We start from the raw sequence: 5332 nt of genomic DNA, 5'->3' as shown, positions 1-5332 counted from the left end.
AAAATATTTATTGATCAATTTTATCGCTGCCTGGGTTTCAATAATCATTACTCGTCCTCCAAAATGAAATGCTCCAAGTGTCCTTTCATAATGTTCAATAAGTTGTGATTTTGAAAGAAAAGAGACATTTCCATCGTGACCACGCTGAAAGGATAAACGGATTGTTCACAATCGTTAGTTTAAAAACATCTCTTGCAGGTTCTTTGAACTCGTCCCGCCAGTTGAATTGCCATCCTTTCTTTTTACTCACTGTTTTTAAATCACGGTTAAGGAGAATGGATATTTCAGTTGCAAAACTGTCGTCAGTAACCACATTTTCAATTGAGTTGGTCAGTTTGTCAACTTCGAAATCAAGTCCAATTTCTTTCTGTTTCGTCATTAAGCTAAGTTACAAAAAAACTGTCAATAATACTGAAATGTTATTGGTATAATATTTCCATTGCATCAGGCATGACAATTCGCTACCAGCAATATTACGAATTATATCAAAAAAATCCTACTATGAATGAAAGTACCAGCTTTTTTATGAAAAGCAGAAGCATCTTGCTGGTTAGTTGCACCAGATTTTTTGAGGTTTTTTATTTTTTTCGGGGGAGCAATATTGGTAAAAACCACGGATGCCATCTTTTTGAAAGATGTCATCCATATTTTTCTGAATCCAAAGAAACCAGGTGAGGCGCTGATGAAACCCTTAGCTTTGAAAAATGGCAGCAGACTGACAAGGGTGTCCGGAATTGGGTATGGCCGGTTATCTCCTTTTTTTAGTTGCCAAAAGGCAGCAGTTTCATCTGACGCTTTGCATGTAACCACAGCAAAAGTAGATGTTGAATTAGAACACAATTCGCTGGCACTTTTGTGGTTACAGGCTTGTATATGCCGCCTTTTTATTATTTACAAAAGCACACTCTTTTGCAAGCTTGTCTTACAAACGAGTGTGCTTTTTGGTGATCTATCTACCTCGATTCAATCTTCGGGATGAAAGTTTTTTCCAAATATTGTGAGCCAAGACAATTTCTTCGTCTAAGAATCCAAAATATTTTTTTAATATTATTTCGTTGGTTATTTTTAATATTTGTTCGATATCAACTCTGTCACGTATTAATTTGTCGATAGTTGCCAGTAAGGCCGCATTATCAATGTGATATGGGAGTAAGATACTTTCTGTCTCGTTAGGCATTAATTCTAAAACACCTCCACCATGACTTCGACCGCATACTTCTGTAAATGCCAATGAAAGTGAGTTATAATAACTTGCAGTAAATGCGTTTATGTTCACATTAGGATGGACAAAAACACGATGCATTGTATCTGTTGTGTATGCCTCTGCTTGGTTAATAATCAGCCGAGGGTATAAATTGTTTCTACGAATAAAAAGGGCATCAGATATTTTTATTGATGGAACCACAAACCAATCATCTCGAATTCCACATTTATAACCATTATTTATTCCTAGGCTTTCTCCGTAAGCAATATATTTCATTGCGCCATTATGAGACTTTAGTTTTTGTTTGTCAGGGAATACAAGTAAATGGGCTTTTGCTTTCGAATGTCTATTCTTTTCCCAGTCTTCTTTTGTAAAAATTACACTGTTTACCTGAACGCTCCGACCAACCATCGGTCTTGCATATGAAGCTAAATCGTATTCCTGCACAGTTGTTAAGGGAACCGTAAAATAATCATTTGACCCTGTGGTAATGCCAACCTCAACATTTGCGAATTTTCCAAGCTTTGGAATTTTACGGTTGTTTTCAATATGTTCTAAAAAATTAATTTCATTTTGGTCTAAAAAGTAAAATGTCCACTTATTTGACTTAAAATCGATTTGTTTTTTTGGACTTTTAAGACGTGCATAGTCCAAAGTTTCTAAGTCACTAGCATCTCTTAATTCAATATGCTCAATATTATGAGCGCTTGAATTGTTTTTCTCGCAAAGTAATAATATAACTTCCTGTTGTATGTTTGGGAAAATAAGCTTTTCAAATGAAATTATATTGATTTTATTATAAAAGTTGGCAATGAAAAATCTCAATTGCTTTGCAAATGAAACCTGTAATATTTCTGCGGGCAAAACAAATCCAATTTTTCCGCCTATCTCTTTTAATAGTAGTGATGAACCTACAACAAAAGACACCCAAGCATTTGTCAGTCGGGAATATGTCAAGCCTGCTTTTATAAAAATGTCTTCAGCCTCAATCTGTTGTTTTGCATCAAAGAACTGGTAACGGATATACGGTGGATTTCCTACTATGAGATCAAACCGTTTTAATGTGTTATTGCAGAATGTATGAAAATCGTCATTTATTATTTGTTTGTTGAATAATTGGATAGACTCCGCTTTCTCTGCTTCTGTTTCATTTAGTTCAACAGCAGTAATGGAATTATATCGAATATCTAATTTTTTCATTTGTTCTATAAAAACACCATCACCACAGCTTGGTTCAAGAATGTCATAGTCTTCACTACCATTAATTCCCCATTGAAGAATAAATTTTGCAATTGGTTCCGGTGTGTAAAAACCACCTCTCAATTTCTCTTCCGTTGCTTCTGTAATAAGTTTCATTTTTCAAGAAGTTTTCTCGTTTTTAAATACTTTACTTTCTTCTCCGCCACTTTTAAGACTTCTTGTGCGACTTCTTCCTCCAAGACTTGGTAAACCACTGCATCACTTAAAAATGCAATTGTTAGCTTTTTGCTGCTAACATTAAAGATTATTGAAATTTTCTCAATAAAATTTTTTGTAGGCTTTCTGCTATTCTTTTCAATTTTACCAAGCATCGATGTATCGATCCCTAATTTAACAGCAACTTCTCTTAATGTAAGTTGTTTATCCTCTCTAAGTTTTCTGAGAGTATCTCCGAAGGTATTTTCTAAATTCATTTTGGACAACTTCAGTCCAAAGATAAATAACAAATCGCCTGATTATAAACATAAAATCAAAAAGTTATTAACAATATTTTTGATCTTTCAACTAGATAATTATAATCTGGAAGGTTTTGCTTCTGCCCTTAGGAGAATACAATTCCAGGCGAGATCCCGTAAGGGAAGCCTTCTTAATTGTTTCGCCAAGAATTCCCCAAGAAATCGAGGTTGTATAATTATGTTGACCAGCCTCTCCACTTGGTTTATGCCTTACAGTCAGGTCAATTTTTCCCAAAAGTTTTCCTCTAATAGTGACCTCAAATGGAATTATAGCAGATTCAACAAATGGTGTGGAACTTGTTTTTTGCCATAAATAATTGCCAAACAAGATATTCCTGAAATAAGAAGTCTGATCGATTCTTACCCCATTCACTTTAAATTCATTCTGAACAAGTCGAAGACCACCGGTAGGGTTGGTTCCAGTCCCAGCATTTTGAACACTAGAAGCAGGGAGTTTCCTTCTGACCCAGACAAGATTTCCTATTGTTGGTCTCAATTTATTGCTAGGTTTTGTTACTTTCGAACTCGGAGGTAATTTTCTGTTACTTCGGAATTCTCGAGGAATCTTTGCAATAGCTCTTGGAGGGAAAATTGATAAAATGAGTGTTGAAGTATCTGATTTTTCAGTATCCTTGATTTTATCCTGTGCTTCTTTTCTTTCAACCTCAGTTGGAACTTTTTTCCTATTAACTAACTCCCGGATTAATTCTGCAGAAATAGGTTTCAGGTTCGGATCAGTAAAATCGAAAATAGATTTAAAATACTCCTTCAATTGTTCAATGATCTTCTTTTCTTCTGCAACCGTGTTGTCAATACTTACAAGCAGGGACGTTTCAATGTTTGTGAACAGCCCCTGAGATGTGAGATTCGAAGAGCCAATAATTAATTGGGAAAAATTGTTCCCTTCAAACAAATAAATTTTTGGGTGAAATATGGTATATGCTGGTTGATAAAATATATAGGAATTAATTTTTAACATCATCAAGGCTTCAAGAGCTTCTTTGGAAGTTCCCTTCTGATCAATACCAACAATGATATTCAGACTTTCATATTTTTTCTTTGCCTCCTTTATTGTTTTTGCCAAGCCTATTATTCCTGATTCACTTGCGAAAGCAGAAAATGCAGTAAATCTCTTATAATCATTTGATTTCAAATAGTCAATAATATGACTACCAACAGAGTTGATGATTTCTGTAGTGAATCCTTGGCTTAAGAGTTTAATATTCATTTCTTTGCAAATTTACACAAAGGTATTAAAATCTCATAGGTGGCAGATAACGTGCCAGAATTGCCACAATATTTTTTTTGCGGGGTTTGAAATTCGTCACTGTCACTCACCACAAAAGTTAATAAATAGCACTGCACTTTCGTTTTGCTCGTCTGCCCCGCAAAAAAATATTGCGGCAATTTATTTGTTATGGTGAGTTAATTTATTTCAATTCTTCCTCTTTTATTAGGGTAAGCTGCACCAGGTTTATCTTTCCAACGAAAGTTAACCTCTAATCTTAATCCTGAAAATTTCGCTAAATCAACGAGTATGCTTGCAGCATTGTTCGCATCTACACCTTGCTTAGAAAACATAGTACCAGCAATAGGATGAAAGCCATCTTGCATTAACTGTCCTTCTTCAATATTCAGTCTGGAAGATGCAGCACGAAGTTTTTCCTTTGACCAATCAGAGTTTATGAGTTGCCTAATACATATATCTAATAATTTATTCCAGTTATTTCCTTGCACGTTTCCAACTATTCCTGATTCGACTTTTGTAAAATGTAAATTCGGAAAATTATCAGAATAAATTGTTCTTTCGTTTTGACTTGGAACAAGAGTAGTTTTAGACGCTTCTGTTGATGGTTCGTGATAAACTATGTTGGTGCTTTCTTTCTTTAAATTATGCTCCTTATGCTCTTGAATAAATTTAAGTGCTTCTTCATCCGTGATAGTAACACCACTTTTTTCTACGATTTTCTTCAAAGCATCAACTAAAGTTATTAAACCGTCTTCAATCTCCCTTTTAGCTTGAGGCAAACTTTCATCCATAATTTTCTGTTTTCGGGTTAACTGTAAACGAGCATAAGCTTCCTTTTTGGCTTCACCATTTTGAACAATTTCACGTTTCAAATATGTTAGAAAAGCTGACTCAATATCGTCTATTTCATCTTCAACCAATTTCAATGTCTTGAAACACTTTGCTGAAAAGGAACCACCTTCCTGTGAATAATAAAATCTCCATTGATTACCATCAGTCAAGATGGTGAATAGAGCAGTTAAGTCGTAAGCCTTCGGCATGATGCATATTGTTTAGCCTGAGGTTGTGGTTTACTTTTGCGGATTGATAAATTTCAAGCGCATGAGTAACACCACCGAGCGACAGGCTCAAATGTTTTCCCTTGTGGAAGAATCCCATCAATGC

5 protein-coding genes and 1 pseudogene are annotated in these 5332 nt (G+C 34.9%); 1 reads left to right on the top strand and 5 read right to left on the bottom strand.

The annotated features are described in order from the left end of the window. Positions 1 to 379 (bottom strand): annotated as a pseudogene (locus NT175_00170) (hypothetical protein). Between the two features lie 222 nt (positions 380 to 601). Between NT175_00170 and NT175_00165 the strand changes: the two are divergent. Beyond that, entirely contained in the window at positions 602 to 979 is a 378-nt protein-coding gene (locus NT175_00165; GenBank protein ID MCX6233128.1) for a hypothetical protein, read from the top strand. Here the strand turns inward: NT175_00165 and NT175_00160 are convergent. The 4 genes from NT175_00160 to NT175_00145 form a co-directional block, all read right to left on the bottom strand. After that, the gene (locus NT175_00160; protein MCX6233127.1) at positions 950 to 2560 is read right to left on the bottom strand and encodes a class I SAM-dependent methyltransferase; all 1611 of its coding nucleotides are present in this window, start codon (positions 2558 to 2560) and stop codon (positions 950 to 952) included. The genes NT175_00165 and NT175_00160 overlap by 30 nt on opposite strands. After that, positions 2557 to 2877 carry a helix-turn-helix transcriptional regulator gene (locus NT175_00155; GenBank protein MCX6233126.1) on the bottom strand — a complete coding sequence of 107 codons (321 nt, stop codon included), beginning with the start codon at positions 2875 to 2877 and terminating at the stop codon, positions 2557 to 2559. The genes NT175_00160 and NT175_00155 overlap by 4 nt, the downstream gene beginning before the upstream one ends. 91 nt (positions 2878 to 2968) lie before the next feature. Then, positions 2969 to 4147, bottom strand: coding sequence for a phospholipase D family protein (locus NT175_00150; GenBank protein ID MCX6233125.1), 1179 nt, complete (start codon positions 4145 to 4147; stop codon positions 2969 to 2971). Between the two features lie 197 nt (positions 4148 to 4344). Further along, positions 4345 to 5208, bottom strand: a complete 864-nt coding sequence (locus NT175_00145) for a hypothetical protein (protein ID MCX6233124.1) — start codon at positions 5206 to 5208, stop codon at positions 4345 to 4347. Between the last annotated feature and the right edge of the window lie 124 nt (positions 5209 to 5332).

This window comes from Bacteroidota bacterium (genome assembly GCA_026391695.1).
Taxonomy (GTDB): domain Bacteria; phylum Bacteroidota; class Bacteroidia; order Bacteroidales; family JAGONC01; genus JAPLDP01.
The sequence above is the reverse complement of the archived record's forward strand: the minus strand, read 5'-3'. Positions and strand labels throughout refer to the sequence as shown.